Annotated in this window: 18 protein-coding genes and 3 pseudogenes; 10 read left to right on the plus strand and 11 right to left on the minus strand. The window is 57.5% G+C overall.

The features are described 5' to 3' along the window. Positions 1 to 22 precede the first annotated feature (22 nt). The 4 genes from ASD00_RS26785 (at position 23) to ASD00_RS26805 (ending at position 4,401) form a co-directional block, all read left to right on the plus strand. On the plus strand, positions 23 to 1,075 hold the full coding sequence (locus tag ASD00_RS26785; protein WP_057210215.1) for a sensor histidine kinase: 1,053 nt from the start codon (positions 23 to 25) through the stop codon (positions 1,073 to 1,075). Positions 1,076 to 1,433: 358 nt separating this feature from the next. Next, a complete protein-coding gene (locus ASD00_RS26790; protein WP_057210179.1) occupies positions 1,434 to 1,667 on the plus strand; it encodes a hypothetical protein in 234 nt (77 codons plus the stop codon). Positions 1,668 to 2,194: 527 nt separating this feature from the next. After that, positions 2,195 to 2,566 carry a hypothetical protein gene (locus ASD00_RS26800; protein ID WP_057210183.1) on the plus strand — a complete coding sequence of 124 codons (372 nt, stop codon included), beginning with the start codon at positions 2,195 to 2,197 and terminating at the stop codon, positions 2,564 to 2,566. 722 nt (positions 2,567 to 3,288) lie between these two features. Further along, positions 3,289 to 4,401: an AI-2E family transporter gene (locus tag ASD00_RS26805; protein ID WP_057210185.1), complete on the plus strand. Its 1,113-nt coding sequence runs from the start codon at positions 3,289 to 3,291 to the stop codon at positions 4,399 to 4,401. Between the two features lie 95 nt (positions 4,402 to 4,496). On the opposite strand, the gene ASD00_RS26810 is transcribed toward ASD00_RS26805, so the two are convergent. From ASD00_RS26810 to ASD00_RS41985, 5 genes are all read right to left on the minus strand, one after another. Then, positions 4,497 to 4,772 (minus strand): hypothetical protein, encoded by a 276-nt coding sequence (locus tag ASD00_RS26810; RefSeq protein ID WP_057210187.1) that lies wholly within the window; start codon positions 4,770 to 4,772, stop codon positions 4,497 to 4,499. A 296-nt stretch (positions 4,773 to 5,068) separates the two neighbouring features. Next, positions 5,069 to 5,572, minus strand: a complete 504-nt coding sequence (locus ASD00_RS26815) for a DUF892 family protein (protein WP_057210188.1) — start codon at positions 5,570 to 5,572, stop codon at positions 5,069 to 5,071. A gap of 536 nt (positions 5,573 to 6,108) precedes the next feature. Further along, on the minus strand, positions 6,109 to 6,417 hold the full coding sequence (locus ASD00_RS26820) for a hypothetical protein (protein WP_057210190.1): 309 nt from the start codon (positions 6,415 to 6,417) through the stop codon (positions 6,109 to 6,111). Between the two features lie 118 nt (positions 6,418 to 6,535). Continuing rightward, complete coding sequence (locus ASD00_RS26825; protein WP_057210191.1) at positions 6,536 to 6,757, minus strand: hypothetical protein; 222 nt, start codon at positions 6,755 to 6,757, stop codon at positions 6,536 to 6,538. 220 nt (positions 6,758 to 6,977) lie between these two features. Next, positions 6,978 to 7,151 (minus strand): DUF4411 family protein, encoded by a 174-nt coding sequence (locus ASD00_RS41985; protein ID WP_234908051.1) that lies wholly within the window; start codon positions 7,149 to 7,151, stop codon positions 6,978 to 6,980. A 600-nt stretch (positions 7,152 to 7,751) separates the two neighbouring features. Here ASD00_RS41985 and ASD00_RS26835 point away from each other — a divergent pair. Continuing rightward, positions 7,752 to 9,380 carry a DUF1254 domain-containing protein gene (locus tag ASD00_RS26835; protein ID WP_057210193.1) on the plus strand — a complete coding sequence of 543 codons (1,629 nt, stop codon included), beginning with the start codon at positions 7,752 to 7,754 and terminating at the stop codon, positions 9,378 to 9,380. Between the two features lie 92 nt (positions 9,381 to 9,472). Beyond that, the gene (locus ASD00_RS26840) at positions 9,473 to 10,228 is read left to right on the plus strand and encodes a hypothetical protein (RefSeq protein ID WP_057210195.1); all 756 of its coding nucleotides are present in this window, start codon (positions 9,473 to 9,475) and stop codon (positions 10,226 to 10,228) included. A gap of 351 nt (positions 10,229 to 10,579) precedes the next feature. Here ASD00_RS26840 and rsgA read toward each other — a convergent pair whose 3' ends face one another. After that, positions 10,580 to 11,602 carry a ribosome small subunit-dependent GTPase A gene (gene rsgA, locus ASD00_RS26845; RefSeq protein WP_057210197.1) on the minus strand — a complete coding sequence of 341 codons (1,023 nt, stop codon included), beginning with the start codon at positions 11,600 to 11,602 and terminating at the stop codon, positions 10,580 to 10,582. Between the two features lie 18 nt (positions 11,603 to 11,620). Further along, positions 11,621 to 11,806, minus strand: coding sequence for a hypothetical protein (locus ASD00_RS26850; RefSeq protein ID WP_057210199.1), 186 nt, complete (start codon positions 11,804 to 11,806; stop codon positions 11,621 to 11,623). Positions 11,807 to 12,176: 370 nt separating this feature from the next. On the opposite strand from ASD00_RS26850, the gene ASD00_RS26855 reads away from it, so the two are divergent. The 3 genes and pseudogenes from ASD00_RS26855 to ASD00_RS26860 all read left to right on the plus strand — a co-directional run. Beyond that, complete coding sequence (locus ASD00_RS26855; protein ID WP_348272076.1) at positions 12,177 to 12,656, plus strand: FAD-dependent monooxygenase; 480 nt, start codon at positions 12,177 to 12,179, stop codon at positions 12,654 to 12,656. 38 nt (positions 12,657 to 12,694) lie between these two features. Further along, positions 12,695 to 12,826, plus strand: a complete 132-nt coding sequence (locus ASD00_RS42375; RefSeq protein WP_277996369.1) for a hypothetical protein — start codon at positions 12,695 to 12,697, stop codon at positions 12,824 to 12,826. Continuing rightward, positions 12,823 to 13,473: pseudogene (locus ASD00_RS26860) on the plus strand (HipA domain-containing protein); the annotation flags it as partial. The gene ASD00_RS42375 and the pseudogene ASD00_RS26860, both read left to right, overlap by 4 nt. A gap of 179 nt (positions 13,474 to 13,652) precedes the next feature. On the opposite strand, the pseudogene ASD00_RS26865 reads toward ASD00_RS26860, so the two are convergent. From ASD00_RS26865 to ASD00_RS26880, 4 genes and pseudogenes are all read right to left on the minus strand, one after another. Next, a pseudogene (locus ASD00_RS26865) lies at positions 13,653 to 13,772 on the minus strand (DUF1488 family protein); the annotation flags it as partial. Positions 13,773 to 13,956: 184 nt separating this feature from the next. Further along, entirely contained in the window at positions 13,957 to 14,256 is a 300-nt protein-coding gene (locus ASD00_RS26870; protein WP_057210204.1) for a hypothetical protein, read from the minus strand. Positions 14,257 to 14,441: 185 nt separating this feature from the next. Beyond that, positions 14,442 to 15,527, minus strand: coding sequence for a nucleotidyltransferase family protein (locus ASD00_RS26875; RefSeq protein WP_057210206.1), 1,086 nt, complete (start codon positions 15,525 to 15,527; stop codon positions 14,442 to 14,444). Beyond that, positions 15,514 to 16,620 carry a hypothetical protein gene (locus ASD00_RS26880; RefSeq protein ID WP_057210207.1) on the minus strand — a complete coding sequence of 369 codons (1,107 nt, stop codon included), beginning with the start codon at positions 16,618 to 16,620 and terminating at the stop codon, positions 15,514 to 15,516. Before ASD00_RS26880 ends, ASD00_RS26875 begins: the two co-directional genes overlap by 14 nt. A gap of 241 nt (positions 16,621 to 16,861) precedes the next feature. Between ASD00_RS26880 and ASD00_RS41990 the strand changes: the two are divergent. After that, positions 16,862 to 16,942: pseudogene (locus ASD00_RS41990) on the plus strand (nuclear transport factor 2 family protein); the annotation flags it as partial.

A 16,942-nucleotide genomic window follows, 5' to 3' on the forward strand; every position in this document is an offset into this window, starting at 1 on the left:
CTCTGGCCGCAAGGACACGACAATGACCAGGGACACGCCTCTCCATCCCGAAACCTCGCTCAGCCTTGCGCTTGCGGTCATTGCATCCTCGAGCGCGCCGATCGTGCTTCTCGATGGCGATCTCCGCGTGGTCGCGGCCAGCACCTCCTTCTACAGGGCCTTTCGGATCGACGCCTCTACGGCCACGGCAAAGCGCTTCACCCAACTGGGCGATGGAGAGTGGAACCTCGCCCAATTATCGGTGTTGCTTGAGGCAACTGCGGCAGGAGTTGCCGATGTGCGTGGTTATGAGATGGATCTGAAACGCCCGGACCATGATACCCGGCGGCTGGTCCTTGACGCTCAATTGCTTGACTATGCCCATACATCGCAACTCCGCCTGCTTTTGACGGTTACCGACGTCACCGATGCGCGGGTCGCCGAGAAGGTGAAGGACGACCTGCTGCGAGAAAAGGCGATCCTTCTGCAAGAGGTCCAGCACCGTGTCGCCAACAGCTTGCAGATCATTGCGAGCATACTTTTGCAGAGCGCTCGGAAGGTTCAGTCCGAAGAGACCCGCAACCATTTGAAGTCCGCGCACAGCAGGGTCATGTCCATCGCTGCGGTCCAACAGCAGCTCGCCACATCCAGTGTCGGTGAGGTCGAACTCCGCTGCTATTTCGAGCAGCTTTGCAGAAGTCTCGGAGCTTCGATGATCTACGACCCCGAACAGCTCTCGATCGAAGTCGACGTGGACAAGACCTTTATCGAGGCAAACACCTCGATAAGCCTCGGTCTCATCGTTACCGAGCTGGTGATCAATGCGCTCAAACACGCATTCCCGAAGCACCGCGAGGGCAAAATCACCGTCGACTACCACGCCAAAGGAAAAGACTGGACCCTCCAGGTCGGCGATGACGGCGTAGGTATGCCGACAGGGGGAATTGAAGTGAAGCCCGGCTTGGGCACGGGGATCGTGGAAGCGCTCAGCAACCAGCTGGATGCACGGGTCACCGTGGCAGATGCAAGGCCCGGCACACATGTTTCAATTGCACACCGGCATCACGTTGCGGAAGTCGACAGGACAGCAGCTTGACCTTCGGGGACTCGGAATGACCCTGTTTGAAAGATCGCTACCATGCATCAGATTCCGCGCGGTAGCATTGGTTGCGGATAACGAGGTCTTTGCCGCAAACCAGTAGCTGACGAGGGGAATTTGCGCCGGACCTCGCGCGGATCGTCTTGCCGCCCAGGAACCGCTCACAGCTTCCGGTCTGTCCTTGCCGTGTTGCCGTTCGCTTCCACTCAGGCACAATCGCGAGCACGATCTCAAAACCCGTTGCTTTGCCGCTTGGCTAAGCACAAAAATTGGCTGCGGCAAACGTTGGGTGGTCGCGTTTGCCGTACCGAGGTCGTCGCATCCGCAACGTGTCTCAAAAAGAGTGGGGGATCCATTGACTGATTCAAAGCCGGAAATCTTGGATCTGGTCCTAGCCGATTTGATCAGCGACCAAATTGAGAAACACCATGCAAACGAGCTTCGAGCCGTGCTCTCAACCGGTAACGAGATCACCATGCATGGAAAGTTCACCATCGGCCGTGACTTCATCATTTACAGAACAGCCAAGGATAATAACGGCAGGTGGGCGATGACGCCTTTCTCCCACATCGTGCAATTGATCGTTTGACGCGGCGGTTCCGCCGCGTTTGCAAGCAAGAACTGTGATACACTTGCTTCCGTTGCCATGCGGCGACCGGATCCCTCAAACTGCTCCCGAACCGCACGGACCGCGAGGCCACAAGGAAGGCTTCCGCGCGTCTCCTTGCCAGAAATGTTCGACCTGACAACGGCGACGAATGCTGTAGCCCGCATTCACAGCGCTCCAAATATGGAGGAAGGCGCCATGTCAAATCGTCTCGTTTTCTCTCTGATCATCGTCACCACGAGTATTCTGCTGGTCTGGGCATTTAGACCCGCAACGATTATGTTTACAGGGTCGGCGCAGACAACACAGTCCGACGCCCTGACCCAGTGACTCATCAAGCGCTGCCGACCTATCGCTCGCCTGGTTTGTCATTATCTGCCGACAGATGCAGCGCACTTCGAGCCCGTTCAGTTGGTGTGTCAGGGAACTGCTACTGAAGCTGCGCGTTTCTGTGCGTTAGACTTCGGGCACTACTGGCATTCCGCCGGCATCCCCGATGGGAAAAAATAATGAAAATCTCTCTAATTGCATTGGGCGTAGCCGCCGCCACGTCATGTTCGGCCTTTGCCGCTGAACCGGCCAAGATGGTCGATACCAAGGTGGGCAAGGTCATGACCACGGATAGCGGCATGACCCTCTACACGTTCGACAAGGACACCAAGGGCAAGTCGAACTGCGACGCCGATTGCCTGAAGATTTGGCCCGCGTTCCACGCCGCGGCAAAATCCAAGGCGGCAGGCGAATGGTCACTTGTCAAGGATACGGCCGGCAAGGAGATGTGGGCCTACGACGGCAAGCCGCTTTACACCTATGCCGAAGACAAGCAGGCTGGAGACGTTAAGGGTGACGGCGTCAACGGTGTCTGGCGCCGCGCCAAATAGCGCACCCAGTCGATGATGGGCGGCTTCTGGCCGCCCTCTATTCGAGCTGGAACGAAGACACGTTTGGCGCGTTATGTTACGTCGGAGTACAGCACGAAAACAGCATCGTCCATCATCGTGATTGACGATAACCAGGGTACTCCCAGGAGACCCAAATGGATATCACCACACTACTCATCATAGTTCTCATCGTTCTAGTGCTCAGCGGTGGCTGGTACGGTCGCGGGCGCTGGTATTGAACATTCGTCAATGGACGGACACTCGTCCATGCCCTTCTTGGACCGATCGGGTTATCCCGAGGAGGTCCTCGAAGGGGCAATTACCCAACATCGCGCGATACGGGTTCGCAAGCGCACATCGTTGCGGCCACTCAGATCTCCCTGCTTTAAAAAGCGGCGCAGCGAATTCTGGTTTGCGATGCACGTCGGTCCCGTGCAAACAGTCCATCGTATTGCCGGCACCAGGGGTGTCGTTTGCACGATCGGCTGGCACTGATCTAAGGGTGAAGCTTCGACGTCGCCGCGTGGCGATGAAGCGAAACGGCAGCGCAACCGCCGTGCAACCACCGGCGTGTGCGTATACTCCGGCCGTTCTTAAGCTGCCAGCATTTCCGCGTGTTCGCGTGCAATTCGGCTTGCCATACCCACTCGGCGTTCGCGCAGAACGGCGAGTGGGTATAGAGCCGTCGTGGAAAGGCGCTACAGAAGGAGGCGGATCGGGCAATGTCAGATCTTCGCAGATGGATTGGGCCTGTTCTCGGTATCAGTACGCTTGCCCTGCTGGTTGTTGCTTGTGCCCTGGTCCTTTGGCCCTTCCTGTCGGCCATATTGTGGGCTGCGGTGATCTGTTACTCGACGTGGCCGCTCTACCGCCAATGCGAGCGTGCGGTCGGAGGATACCGCGCAGTTGCCGCAGCAATAATGACGATGCTGGTTATCTTTGTTTTGGCTGCACCGCTTGCCTTCCTTGTGACCGCGCTCGCCGACGACATGAAAAATCTGGCCGAGGGAATTACGCACGTCTTGGAGGAGGGGCCTTCGGCTCCGCCCAACTGGATTAAAGGTCTGCCGATCGTCGGCGAAGGCGTGGCGGCCTACTGGGAAAACCTCGCTCATGATGCCCCAGCGTTTATCGTCGAACTCAAGAAACTAACAGGCCCTGTCACCGATATTGCTCTTGCAGGCGGAGCCGCCTTCGGTGGCGTCGTCCTTGAACTCGCGCTCAGCATATTCATCACCTTCTTTTTGTTCCTGCACGGTCGCCGCATGATCGGCTTCATGCGCCAGATCAGCGAGCGCGTTGCCGGTCCCCGGGCCAAGAGATTGCTGGCGGTCATCGGTATGACCGTCAAAGGTGTCGTCTACGGGATGATCGGAACCGCACTTGCGCAGGGCCTGCTGGCCGGCATCGGTTTCTGGATTGCCGGAGTGCCTCAACCTCTATTGTTGGGCTGCCTGACCTTCGCGCTGTCATTTGTGCCGGGGGGGCCTCCCTTCGTGTGGGGGCCCGTTGCACTTTGGTTGCTTTCTCAGGGTTCCATGGGCTGGGCGATCTTCATCGCCATCTGGGGCCTGCTTCTCGTCAGCAGCATTGACAACTTTCTTCGCCCGTACCTGCTCAACCAAAACAGTAACCTGCCGGTGTTGCTGGGCTTGTTTGGGCTCGTTGGTGGTGTGCTGGCCTTTGGGTTGATTGGACTTTTTCTTGGACCCACCTTGTTGGCCGTCGCATACAATTTGTTTCTCGAGTGGGTCGCAGCTGAACTCGAAGAGCGGACGCAATCGGCGTCGCGCTCCGCGCTGCCCGAGGACATCGGAGCCGGCCCAAAGGGCTGACTTGCCAACTAAGATAAAATCGATGGCGTTGACGCCCCGCTTGACGTTGTCGAATTTCACTTGCTGTGTATCGTCTCAAGAGCAGGTTTGCTTCATCAACCAGGCGCCGAGCCTTGTCGCGAGAATTGGTGCTCAATCCGGTCAATGGATTGTTTCGTGGTTGCGGAGCGACCAAACGCCTTGCCGCCACCTTCGTTTTCCCACCGATCCAAATCGTCATTCGAAAAAGGCGAGGAGAGCATCTCGATCTGGCTCAACAGAATGGTGACGAGCGCTGCCTCGGAGTGAACGCCGCCTTGAAATGCCGTGATCAGAAATTGAGCTGCGGCGCGTCTCTTCGCTCGGTGCCAGGCGCTTCTGACATTGAACATTCCGGCGGTGTAGATCTGCCGGACACCACTGTGGTCTCCTTCCCGACAAATACAATCGATAACCGCGTGATTTGGCCACAGTGTCGCGCGCCGGGGCGGGACATAATCTATGGTCCATCTCGGATTCTCGCACGCGTCGGCCGAGACTGCCTTTGCCCGGCTTGATAGGATCAAGCCGGGCCGATATTCACGTAGAGCTTTTCCGGTTGAGTCAGAGCCGCGGAAGCGCTCTATCTCTTTGCTTTGCTTTCACGCATGTCCTGACGGAAAATCATCGCACTTTTACTGGAAATGCTTCAGGCCGCTTTTTCTGCGGTCTGATTCACGACCTTCGTGGCGATCGCGGTCAGAGCTATGTCTGTCGCCTGCTCTTCGTCGAGCGTCGTCTGGAGGAGCTTAGCGGCATCTTTCATGCCCAGTTCCAGGGCCCACGTCCGCAAGGTGCCATAGCGTGACATTTCGTAGTGTTCGACAGCCTGCGCAGCCGCGAGCAATCCGGCGTCGAGCGCGGGCGAGCCTTCATACTCGTCCATGATCGAGGCGCCTTCCTTGGTGATGCCCATGATCGCGTCACATGTCCTCTTTTCCGGCTTCTTGCCGATGATCTTGAAGACCTGGTCCAGTCGCTCGACATGAACCTTTGTCTCGCCGAGATGCTTGATAAATGCATCCTTGAGCTGCTTGCTCTTGGCGGCATCGCGCATCTTCGGCAGTGTGTCGACGATCTTGTTTTCGGCGAAATAGACGTCCTTCAACGTATCGTGAAAAAGCACGTCCAGTGTTTTGATTTCCTTGGCCATGATGGCTCCTGTGGTTAGAGGGTTCTCTGTCATGTTCCAGGCGACGACGCGCCTGGTCGTGCTGGCTGCCCATGAGGCGGCCAGGTATTTGACGTCAGAGGGTTGGCGGACGTAGCTGTCGGATGGGGTGAGACGGCTAGCGAGCGACTCGATCGTGAGGATTGCCGGTTTTGGGTGCTTGGCTGGAATCACGACCCTCGCGCGTTCTTGCCGTTCGCATGTCAACGATAGAATGGTTCTTCGCTTTGGGCGGAGTACGTCGCGTCTCGTACCATAGAGCACATTCCAAAAGGGACGCTTCATCCGTGTTGCCGAACCGGAATTCATCCAGGATGAACCTCGCCAGGCGATCGGCCTGTATGCCGCGCCCATCGAGCCGTGTCTTCAAACAGGTCGCTTCAAAAACCCTGCGCACTGCTGAAAGATCGCGGGGGCTGAGATGGTGGCCTGTCAGGCTGGGCAGTGTATGCATCGAATTCTCCCGTTTGGAACATAAGAAGGGCTGACGGCCGATCGGTAGCCGTTCAAGCCGGCGGTCACGCAGAGGACTTCGCGTAGATAGCGCCGCCTTCGTCATCCCATCGGTCAATCGCCTCGGCTTTCGTCTGCTGAGGCGTCTGATGTTCTCCGCTTGAAGCATCGCCACGTTCGACAAGGGCTGCAGTCAGCCTTTCGCGGCTATTGATACCGTTTTCGAGCGCCGTCATCAGGAAACGCGTGGCAGCAAGCCGTCCACTTGGATCTGCCTTGGCTGTCGTTCCGTAGAAACCCGCAGCGGTAAGCACCTCGACCAATAGGCTGAGGTCGTCGGCATCAAGATAGTGTTCTGGGTGGCTGGAAGACATGACGTCCTCCTTTGGTTGGGGCACAGGTACATGACGACCCGTTCGCGACAGCGCCCGCTTCAATCGCTGTCGACGAAGTATCCTGCGCGCAATATTGCACTGAGGCAACAGACTTCCGTCAAACGTCAGACATAAGTGCATTAGCGACTAATGTGCCTTGCTGCAACTTTCGTGCATCCATGGCATTTGCTAGATCGAGCCTGCGGGGGCCGGCTTTTGCAAAGATCTCGCGCGCGGCAAGCGGTGCCAAACGATAGGCCCGAATGAATTCTTCCAGATCGTAGACTGCATCCCAGCCGCGAAGCAGGGCCTCTCTTTCATACTTGAAATGCCTGGTCATTTAAACGCTCCCGGGTGTCGGATCTCGGCGCAAAAACGGCCATTTGCCAGGCGGCGGAGGAAGCGTCAGATGGGGTATGTGTACTGCTAAACGGCGTGGGGCGCACAAAGTTCCCAAATAGGTCGTCTGCACAAGATACGTTTCGGTGACCGCGGCACGCGTGCTAGAGAACCGGATTTCCGCATCGGTTCGAGCATGGCATGCCGCAGGTCTTCGATTGTTAAGGCGACCAAACGAACTTCGCGGAGAATTGGCGGAGCGCTTCGAATGTGTTCACGAATGGAACGTCGAAGACCAGGCAGAAATCCGGGATCAGGACGCGCTTCTTCACTTCCGGGTTCGGCAGTTCATGCGTGACGACGGTGGCGCCGATCGAACGCGCCTTGGCGATCAACAGTGAACCTGTGCTGTCGAGGAATTTCGCAACTGCCGGCTATCGTGGGCTGTTGCCACGTGCAGGACGATTTCGGCGAAATTGCCCTGCGTGTCGACGTCATCGACTGCCAGGAACCACTCGGGCTCTGCAGATCACGTTCGTGAGTAGCCGCGAAACATCAGCTTCGATCCTCACGCAGTCGCAGTCCAGTTGGGTCACGTGGCGGGATTTCTGTCCTTCAACCGCATGCACCGGATCCCTCTGAACAACCGCAAACAAAGCGGCGCGTCGCGTTCGAGGCGTAGTAAACTACACACTCGTTACAGTAAGTTACGTTGCTGTGAGCCCGGAAGCAACGCAGCGTAAGTAGTGCATCGAGTGACTTCTATTTCAGGGATCCAACGCAATTTTACAGGTTCGGCCATGAGAGCAAAGATACGTACGACGAAACTGCCGACATCTGCGGACTGACAACTTCCCCAAAGGACAATATCATCAAGGCTTCCTCAGGATTACCGATGAGTCAGCTTGAGCCTACCAACTGGTCAAGGGTGGGCGCACCGACAACTGGCAGCGCCCGCCACTACCAAACCCAAAGAACCTAGGGGAGAACGACCAATGAAATTGATCGACAGCAGACTCAGCGGGCTGATGATGGCCCTTGCGGCATCGACTTTCCTCGCCTGCACGATTGGAGCAAGCGCCCAAACGGCAACCCCGCCTGCATCTATCCTGACGCCGGACAAGGTCGAGACTCGCATCGGCACACTCGACTTCAAGGACGGCATGCCGAGCAAGGAAACCATCGAAAAGATCTATGACAATCTGGACTTCACGCACGGGTTCGAGGCGTTCGTGAACACTTTCCAGGGTGTCAGCATAGCGGCGCTTCACAAAGGCTTTCAGAGCGTCGGGGTAAAAGACAATGAAGTCCTCATTTTCTCCGATCTGATGGATTCCAAGTCACTATTCCTGACGGCTAACGCGGACACGATCTATTCCTTGGGAATGCTCGATCTCTCCAAGGGGCCGATGGTGCTTGAGGTGGGACCCAAGATGTTGGGCGCTATCGACGACCAGTGGTTCCGCTGGGTTATTGATTTGGGCGCGCCCGGGGCTGATCGCGGTGAAGGCGGCAAGTATCTCATCCTGCCACCTGGCTACGAGGGTAACGTTCCCGAAGGGGGCTACTTTGTGGCCCGCGCCCGCACCAACTTCGTTATTTGGTTCGCTCGCGCGTTCATGGAAAACAACGATCCAAAGCCGGTGGTCGAACAGATCAAGAAAACACTTAAGGTCTATCCGTACCAAGCCGGCGGCTACGGCACGCCCGTTTCCGAATTCCTTGACGGTAAAACCAAACTCGGGCCGATCACCCCGCCGCCACCGACTGTTTTCCACGAAGGCAGTGGTGTGGTGATGAACACGATACCGCCCAACGACTACTCCTATTACGAGTGGCTCAACGAAATCGTGCAACAGGAGCCTGCAACGGCGCTTGACGCCGAGTTGATGGGCCCGATCGCAGCCATCGGCATCGTCAAAGGCAAACCCTTTGCGCCGGATGCGCGGATGAAGAAGATCCTCACCGAAGCCGTGGCGCTAGCCAACGCCACGTCGCGCACCTTGTTCATGGCTCCTCGCGCTGAGGACTGGTACTATTACCCCGGTTCAAGTTGGGTGAACCAGTTGTTTGTCAGCGGCTACGAGTTCGAGACGCCGATTCCAGAAATTACGCCAGAGGGCGCCAAGCCCTACCCGGCCACAGGGTACCGCTTGCTGGACTCCAGAACGTCCTTCTTCTACGGCGTCACCGGCATTACGCCAGGGATGGCCATGCGCGTGCCGGGCATTGGCTCGCAGTACCTGTGGACGATCGTGGATGCAGACAAGCAGCCCTTCGACGGTGCCAAGACCTACAAGGTGACGCTGCCGAAGGACATTCCTTACGCCAATTTCTGGTCCTTTATTGCCTACGACAACCAGACGCGTTCGATGCTCGATACCCCCCAGCGCTACCCGCGCGCCGGCAGCCAGAGCTATCCTTCGCCCGCGGCCGAGGCAGCTGCCGACGGCACGACGACGGTCTGGTTCTCGCCGCAACAACCTGAAGGCGTCGCTCGGGGTAACTGGATCCAGACCGTGCCGGGCAAGGGGTTTATCCCGTGCCTGCGTCTCTACGGACCGCTCGAACCATTTTTCACGAAGGAATGGAGGCCCAGCGAAGTTGAACTGGTGACCAAGTGACGGGACGCAGATCTCCAGTCGAGAGCTGAAGGATACCAGCTCTGCAGCAGTGGTGAAGGAAGCTTGCTCTCATTTCTAAGGAGAATTTCAATATGAACATCAATCGCTTCGCAACCGTAGTAGCCTTTGCGGGAGGCCTTGCCATCGCGACGGGTGCGATCGCGCAAGACGTCGCCAAGAAACCACACGTCCCGCTGGAAAAAACCATCGGCCATGTCACGCCGACTGGTCCGGTCCCATCGCTGGCGGTGATCAATTCGGATGGCGCTACGCTTGACGGTAGCAAATTGGTGCTGACGGGTGTGTCGAAGAACTCGATCGTCTTCGCCGACCGGCCCGTTCGCGCTGCAGGTCACGTAACCACCCAGCAGTTCATCATGCAGTGGGATGAAGGCAAGGACAACTTCGCCATCGACCCGCCAAATGCGACGGTTTCAATTCTTGGCGGCGACGGCTCGGATGTGAACGACGCCGTGGTTACGCTCAAGTCGCCGAAGCTGGAAGGAAATACGCTCACGTTCGACGTTGCCGTCCTGGAAGGCAGCCTGAACAATGCGAGCGGTCCAGCAGCTCTTTTCATTGACGCCTTCGCGTTTCGCGGACCGGGCGGCGGTGGATTCGCCCATGTGGGTGGCTACGGTGGCGCGGTTTGGCACGGTGGTGGATACGGCTACCACGGTGGCGCCTACTGGCACGCCCCGGTCTATCACGGCGCTTGGTATGGCGCTGGCGCCGTCGCGGGGGCAGCTGTTGCCGGGGCTGCTGTTGGCGCAGCCGTAGGTGCTGCTGCTGCGCCCTATTACCCACCCCCGGCGTGTGGCTACTATCCCTATCCGCCCTGCTACTGATGCAATTGAAAAGTGGTCCATTCATGAAGCCCTGTGCCGCCGAGTCGCCGACGGCACAGGATCTCCCTCCCAGGTCCGATCCCATACGCACGCTTTCCAAGGCCGATTAGAAAAAACACATCGAGGCCACAATCACATCAAGGAGCTTGCCTCCGCCTCGGAGCAAGCCCAATGACCATGCCGCTGCATCGCAGCGCCAGACTTATCACCGCGGGCAGATTGCTCTCGCTGCCGCGATCGTGCTTGGAAATCGCTGCCACACCAAAAGTCCTTGCCAAGCGAAAGCCATCCAAACATGCGCCCCCGAGGGCGGATGAGTGATGGGTCGGCAGTTCGAATCCTATCAAGGCGTCAGTACTTCTTTTTGCGAACGATCTTGTTGCCGCGTGGTCCGCTGACGACAGGTGTTCTGTCACGGTTTTCAGAAACAAGACTTCGCCAGCGTTCAAGGCGGTCGGCGGCCAAAGTGCCGCTTTTGACAGCTGCCTGAACCGCGCAGCCCGGTTCATTCGCATGGGTACAATCGCGAAATCGGCAAGCCGGTGCCAGTTCCTTTATGTCGGAAAAAAGCGTGTCGATCCCGTCGGTGATATCGCTGACGTAAAGTGTTCTTATTCCCGGCGTGTCTATGACCCAGCCGCCGCCCGGAATAGGATGCAGCGAGCGCGCGGTGGTGGTGTGACGGCCTTGCGCGTCATGTTCGCGAATAGTCCCGGTTTTCTGCTTTGCGTCAGATGCAGGTCTGGTCAGCGTGTTTACCAACGTCGACTTTCCTACTCCGGACGATCCCACCAGGGCGATCGTTTGGCCAACGCCGCACCAGGAACTCAAAAAGGAGCTTGCATCGGCAGAGCGCCCATTCAGGGCGACCACAGGTAGGTCACGCTGTAAAGCCTCGGCTTTGGCCTGAAATATGCCAACGTCGTCTGCGGTGTCAGCCTTGGTCAACACGATGACCGGTTTGCTGCCCGCCTCGTTGGCCATGATTAGGTAACGTTCTAGCCGGTCAATATTGAAATCGGCGTTGCACGACGTCACGATCAACAGTGTGTCGATGTTGGCAGCAACAAGTTGTTGGCCACGTCCGACTTCCGGGCGTCGCTTAAACACGGTTTTCCGGTCAAGCCGGCGGACAAGCATGTGGGACCGGGGATCGGCAAGCACCCAGTCGCCCACCGCGAAGTCAGCCGTACTGGCGTGGGCTGGTAGCTCTAGCCTGTCTGACCCCGTGGCGCCCATCGCCTCGATGCGTGCCCGGTGCACCGACGCGACGCGCTTGGGTACGAGGTCAGCTTCAGTGGGCTTTACCTGATCCGCAAAAAAGTCAGACCAACCAAGCAATTCCAACGCTGAGCGGAGGCAGGAGTTCGTCAAATTTTGCTTCGCCTTTGATTATGCAAGCTTCTTGTGCTGATGATCTCGCTTTGGCAAAGAATTTGCGTAAGCAGCAGCCTCGCCCGAGTAGGGGAAATGGTCGCCTAACTGACGGTCACCGTCATAAACTTTGAAGGTTGGCCCATCGACTTCGACGATTTTATACCCATTCACGTATTCAAACTTTGGTGTTTTCCAACCCATAAATGCTCTCCAGTGTCGGTCCAGCGTTTCCAAACGCTGAAAATGATGTCCGGCTGTCATACTTCGCAATCTATTGCAATATCACATGCCTGCACAAAAGACGAACTAGCCAACGCTGGTTCGTATCCCATCCAGAGCGTGCCGCCATCACATATGTCGCGGTGCATTTCCCGAACGCCACCGACGTCACCCCCGCGCGAAGGACTGACTGTTTGTTGATAGCGGTGGGAGTAGCAAACTACTTCGATGTTATCCGGACATGTGTCTCACCAACTGGGCCGTGATGGCCCGCAGCCGTCAGCCGCGGGCCGGGCAGTTCACTCTCGGGGACTGAAGCCGGCCGGGGGACCTTGCACAGGTCTTGCCCTTCGTGCGGGATCGCTTTCGACTGGACTATGTCGATCCGGGAGAAGTCATCCGGACTACAGGCGCGTTCTACGAATATCTCAACTGCGATCGCGAGCCGCTGCCGCGCTGGTCGTTCGGGCGTGTCACCCTGCTGGGAGATGCGGCCCACCCCATGTATCCGGTCGGTTCGAATGGGGCGAGTCAGGCGATCCTCGATGCTCTGGCCGAGCACCTGCGGAGCCATGGGTCCGTCGAGGTCGCGCTCAGCGCCTACGACCGCGAGCGCCGTCCGAGCACGTCGGAAATCGTTCTGTCGAACCGCAGGGGTGGGCCCGAGCGCGTGATCGATCTCGTCGAAGCACGGGCACCTGATGGTTTTGGCGACATCTATGACGTGGCCTCATACGAGGAGCGCGCGCAGGTCGTGCGCGGATATGCAAGGCTGGCCGGATTTGCTCCGGACGATGGAAGGGCGTCGAAGGTTGAGCACCGCGAGCCCTGAAAACAACCTTATGAATTTACCTCAAGAGAGGACACGGAATGATCGATACTGAATATATCGTGCGCCTTGCCGGGTGTCAGGAACTTGGCACCGCCGCTGCTTTCGTCGCAGATGCTTTCGCGCAATATCGGAGAGTTTTGCCCGCCCACATCTTCGATCCCTATTTATGATAGGCATGAACGTGCCTGAGATCCAGCTGGTTGATCTCGACGCCGTGAGCGGCCTGCCGCAGGGGGTGGGTGAACTGCACGGGCAGGCGCTTGCGATCAAGCGTTTTGACCGCACGCCGGAAGGAGCGGTGCATATCGAGGATTTTGCGCAAGTCTTCGGCGTCTTTCCCGACCACAAACACGATAAGGGCAATTACCGGATGATCGGCCGCGTGCTGGGGATCGAAACCAGCACGGCCGACGTGGCGGAATTCATCCGGCGTCTAGTCTTCAGCACGCTGATCGGCAATGGCGACATGCACCTGAAGAACTGGTCGTTAATCTATCCTGATCACCGCACCCCTGCGCTCTCGCCAGCGTATGACTTGTTGTCGACTATCCCTTACATCGAGGGGGAAGATACGGCGGCGCTCAATTTCTCCCGCACAAAAAAGATGGCGGCACTGTCAAAGGACGAGCTGGCGCATCTGGCTGCGAAAGCGGAGCTTTCCGAAAAGCTGGTGATCGACACGTCGCGCGAGACGGTTGAACGTTTTAGGGCGGTATGGAAGGCGGAAAAGAAGAACCTGCCGATGGCCGCCAAGGTCTCCGACGCAATCGATAGGCACGCTCCGACGGTCGAGCTGTATCGTGAGTTCGCGAAGTAGTGCCTTGCGGCTCGGCATTCAACTTGTCAAGCCTTGCTGTATATTCAAGGCTTTGGCCCATCCAAACAGAATGACCGTTGGTTCGAATCCCATCAAGGCGAGGATCTCAGGAAACGACGTCAGGATGTTCCGGAATTGTAATGCTCACCCGTAGACCTCGTGCGGGGGTAGTCGATTTCCACAAGGGCGCTGGATTCAATAAAGAATGTTACTTCGAACATCCCATCGTCAGCCAGGAGGAGAACGGCATTCCTAGTTTCATCGAAGCTGCGGCTACGATTGGGGAAGGTCAATGCCATCGGTTGGCATCTCTCACTGCTGCCGCGAGCAGCTCCAGTGGCCTTCTGACTATAGTTTCGGCCGATGACAGAAGTAAGCAGTATTGAAAATACATAACGCCAACTGCATTTTTACAACATAAACATGCAAATTGAAGTCACTCCGCCACGTCTTACGCGAACCCGTGACCACTCAAGGCCTGAACTACCGGACCCCGTTTTGCTTGGTGCTGCTCTGCGACTTGCCCGCACCCGGGCCGCCTTTCGACACACCGCCCCCGTGACTGCTTCCTGGATTTGTCGGATCCGGTCCATTGCCCCAACCATTGTTGCCCTTAGTACTGCCACCTCCGCCGGATGCCGCAATCGCCTTCGACGTCAGGCTGGTGGACAGAAGCATCGTCACGACAGGCGGGGTTACGACTGCAAAGCGGCCGCAGTCCTTCAGGAATTCGCGCCGGTCTTCGTTGCTTCGAGACTGCGAGCCGTCAACTTTTTCGGACATACGTGTTCCCCCCGCGCCTAATGTGATCAATAGTACATTAGTAAATTGAGTTATTCCAGCAAAGTCTTTGGCCTAGATCTGGGCCTTTAAGCTGGTCGGAGGTGACTTTCATCCAAAATGTGCACCTCCGGCTTGTCACTTCGCCTACCTCAATCAAAGCGCGCTCTAACAGTTTCGAAACAGCCCTATAGTTTACCAAACGGCTTCGGGCGAAAAATGCGTCGCAACTCGCGAACCTTTCGCTCAATTTCCTGGCGCCAGGAAGGATAGGGCTCGCCACCGAAGCGATCCCAGGAACGGTAGTGGGCAAGTTCCGAGATAAGTGTCAGGAGCGTGAGCGGGCCCGCAAGATAGTCGCGGCCGAGCTGAAAATGCCGCCGGGCAAACTGGATCCTGGCCATCCATCCCACCCCGCTAATAGCCGGCCGGTCTAGCCCGAGCAGCGCGTCGGCCGTCACGATTTGCGTATCCACAGCGTTTCTCTCATAACCGCTCGCGAAGAGCCCTCTCAACTCATTCCAGTCGATCGGTGACGTGCGGGAGAGCTTCGCGATGTCCAGAAGGTGGCGCAGGTCCATCAGCCCACGCCAGTAATCCCCGTCCTGAAACTGATCGTGCAGAAGCAAGAGGACGATCTGCGCAAGGGGCGTGGGTAAGCGCACGCGACTACCGGCAATATCTAGCGCGCGGCTGTCACGGTGGAGCCATTCTGCGTTACCGAAGGAGGACGGCCCCCTCGGTCGGCACTGAAGGTCAATGCTCCCGACATACGTTGGACGGACCAGAACGACCGGGAGATGATATTTTGTGTTTCCTGGCCAGGAGCCTTCGCCGGCTGAAAGCTCGATCTCGTATCCGACATGGCGCAATGTTTCTATTGCGGCGGCCATGTTCTCCGGACGGACAAGAATATCCAAATCGGTCAGGATGCGGGCGCCGAACTCTTCAGGGTCTGCACTCACGAGAACCGCTGTTCCCTTCATAACGACCGGTTCTATGCCAATGTCGTTGAGACGGGCGCTCGCCTCGATCAGTTGCGCCTTCAGTCTGCAATTCCGCTCTGCGTTGCGCGCGTAGATCATTGCCAGGTAATTGCTCACGTCTTCAGGCAAGTCTTGCGTTTCGGACTTCTTTGCCGCCGCTGCGAGAGAGGTGATCGTCAGGCTCCTGTTCGCAAGAGCTATGATTGCGTCCCAGTTCGCGTCTTTTGGTATCTGCCCATTGAGGCAGCAGGCAAGCGTAAGGAGGTCGCGTCTGCTATTGCCTGTCATGAAGGCGGCTCAAGGTTTCTACGGCCTCGTCGAGGGCAGAGTACGTAAGTTCGACGGCGCGCGCCCCTGAAACCATCTGCAGGAGTCGCTGAAACTGCGGCAAAGCGAGGCGGCGCTCAGGCGTGAAAGCACCGGCCACCAGTTCCGAAAGCACTTTTAGGGCCTCAACGTCTGTAACCACGACCGGTCCCTTTCGCCGACGGCGGAGCAGTACGATGGCTTCAAGCGGAACCCGTTCCTGTGTGGCATAGCAAAGCCCTTTCGGATAGCGGACGCGTTTATTGTCAAGCCGCCGATGGATAGGTGCCGCCAGAATGGCATCCATCATTTGGTCGAGCAGACCCCAAGAACCCTGCTTGAGTGCCGGCGAGAAGGGCACGCCCACAAGCAGGCCATCTTCGTCCAAAAGGGCGATGTCATCCCCGCCGCAGGCGAAACCTGCTGCAAGCAGCGCCATGGCGAGCGTGGTCTTGCCAGCCCCCGGCGCGCCACAGATTAACAGGCCTCTGGCGTTCCTGACGAGCAATGCTGCGTGTAGCGCGATGTTCGCTCCAAGATTCGCAAGAACGTCGTCTGTAATTAGCGCCTTAAGCGTGGGGGCAGCTTCCGAGCCGGCGACGATCAATCCTGAGGTACGATTTCGGCTGATGCATACGCGATCGCCAAGCCGCGCCACGTCGTAGACAGCCGTGTGTGGCGTGTCGGCGTTCGTCCTGTTGTGGGCGAAAACGGGGAGAATGAGATCGCGAAGATCTTGATCGTAAAAGGCGATCGATACGGTGGTACCGGCGAAATCGAACTTTCGGGTATCTAGTGGCTGACCCTCATCCTCATCGAAAATGATCTCCAGTAGATTGCGTCGTGACCAATAGGCCAAGTAATTTTGCACCGACGCATGAGCCCGAGCCCGGCTGGCGCCCCGCGCCATAACCGCGGTTTCCAATTCACAAGGCGACGTGGGGTCGGTGAGAAGACAGGTAAGATAAGCGCTCAGCTCATCGAGCTGAAAAATCTGCTGCGACGCCTCGTCAAATATTGTCTTTCGCTCGCCAAGCAGGAAAAAATTTGCACCGGCGGAGAGGCGGAACTTCATTCCTATCCCATTTGCGTTCGCCACAGACAGTCAATCCACATTAACAATCGAAAGTACGGTTGCAAGGTGTCCGGTTTTCGGGAGCTGACGCGAACCCGGCGGGCTACGGCGCAACCTTTCAATTCGCACGGCAAAGCGGCCAGCGCCCAGCGTTGACCGTTGACGCTGCACTCAGCCACATGTACCGATTGACACACTGTTTACCGATCGGTACAGTGAAAGAGATCTGGAGATCATGACCATGACTGAACAACGCCCACCACTGCCCCCTTTCACCCGCGAATCGGCAGCGGCCAAAGTCCGAGCTGCAGAGGACGGATGG

The sequence above is a fragment of the Ensifer sp. Root31 genome (genome assembly GCF_001424825.1).
GTDB lineage: Bacteria > Pseudomonadota > Alphaproteobacteria > Rhizobiales > Rhizobiaceae > Ensifer > Ensifer canadensis.

Coding starts and splice junctions, on each gene's coding strand:
- ASD00_RS26785 (WP_057210215.1), top strand. CDS start 23: ATGACCAGGGACACGCCTCTCCATCCCGAAACCTCGCTCAGCCTTGCG.
- ASD00_RS26800 (WP_057210183.1), top strand. CDS start 2,195: ATGAAAATCTCTCTAATTGCATTGGGCGTAGCCGCCGCCACGTCATGT.
- ASD00_RS26805 (WP_057210185.1), top strand. CDS start 3,289: ATGTCAGATCTTCGCAGATGGATTGGGCCTGTTCTCGGTATCAGTACG.
- ASD00_RS26810 (WP_057210187.1), bottom strand. CDS start 4,772: ATGTTCAATGTCAGAAGCGCCTGGCACCGAGCGAAGAGACGCGCCGCA.
- ASD00_RS26815 (WP_057210188.1), bottom strand. CDS start 5,572: ATGGCCAAGGAAATCAAAACACTGGACGTGCTTTTTCACGATACGTTG.
- ASD00_RS26820 (WP_057210190.1), bottom strand. CDS start 6,417: ATGTCTTCCAGCCACCCAGAACACTATCTTGATGCCGACGACCTCAGC.
- ASD00_RS26825 (WP_057210191.1), bottom strand. CDS start 6,757: ATGACCAGGCATTTCAAGTATGAAAGAGAGGCCCTGCTTCGCGGCTGG.
- ASD00_RS26835 (WP_057210193.1), top strand. CDS start 7,752: ATGAAATTGATCGACAGCAGACTCAGCGGGCTGATGATGGCCCTTGCG.
- ASD00_RS26840 (WP_057210195.1), top strand. CDS start 9,473: ATGAACATCAATCGCTTCGCAACCGTAGTAGCCTTTGCGGGAGGCCTT.
- ASD00_RS26850 (WP_057210199.1), bottom strand. CDS start 11,806: ATGGGTTGGAAAACACCAAAGTTTGAATACGTGAATGGGTATAAAATC.
- ASD00_RS42375 (WP_277996369.1), top strand. CDS start 12,695: ATGATCGATACTGAATATATCGTGCGCCTTGCCGGGTGTCAGGAACTT.
- ASD00_RS26870 (WP_057210204.1), bottom strand. CDS start 14,256: ATGTCCGAAAAAGTTGACGGCTCGCAGTCTCGAAGCAACGAAGACCGG.
- ASD00_RS26875 (WP_057210206.1), bottom strand. CDS start 15,527: ATGACAGGCAATAGCAGACGCGACCTCCTTACGCTTGCCTGCTGCCTC.
- ASD00_RS26880 (WP_057210207.1), bottom strand. CDS start 16,620: ATGAAGTTCCGCCTCTCCGCCGGTGCAAATTTTTTCCTGCTTGGCGAG.